Genomic DNA, 631 nt, shown 5'->3' with positions numbered 1-631 from the left:
TCCGTGGAGGGGTAGGCGACGTCGTGGGTGAAGCCGCGCTCCGCGAAGTGCTCCGTGAAGACCGTCTCATGCTTCAGCACCGCATCGAAATACGAAGGCATCTCCGGCAGATCACGCCAGTACTGCACCCACGCATCCGACAAGAACATCTCGCGCCGCACCGCGATCCAGAAAGACTGCAGATGATAGGGAAGAACACCCTTGCCCGTGAAGGGATTCGGCACCTCCCGAGCATGATCCGTCATCCCCCAGAAGTGCGCCGACCGCTCCCCCATCCGCTCGAAGACCGGACCATAAGGACGCACCGGACCGAACCACGTGTCATTCGTCAGCAGAACCTCGTCGAACTCCGAGATCCGCTCACCCACATGCTCCAACGCCTCCTTGTGCGCCCAGATGTCGAACCCGGCATTCTCCCGAACCAGCACCTCATCAGACACCGACTCGAGCTTGACCCGCCCCTCATCCGACAACGACCCGTTCACGACCACCAGAACATGCGCCGCATGCTCACGAAGACCCGTCAACGCGAACGGAATGTAGTCATCCACATCCCCACGCCGGTCATAGACCACGTACACCACAAGCCGACGACCACCAACCGGGAAAACACCCGGCACCCGACTCATGT

1 protein-coding gene is annotated in these 631 nt (G+C 61.0%); it reads right to left on the bottom strand.

What is annotated here, in order from left to right:
• On the bottom strand, positions 1-631 hold a 631-nt coding region (locus CUR96_RS17065), incomplete at both ends, for a rhamnan synthesis F family protein (protein WP_219722013.1).

This window comes from Microbacterium aurantiacum (genome assembly GCF_002872075.1).
GTDB classification, from domain to species: Bacteria; Actinomycetota; Actinomycetes; order Actinomycetales; family Microbacteriaceae; genus Microbacterium; species Microbacterium aurantiacum_A.
The sequence above is the reverse complement of the archived record's forward strand: the minus strand, read 5'-3'. Positions and strand labels throughout refer to the sequence as shown.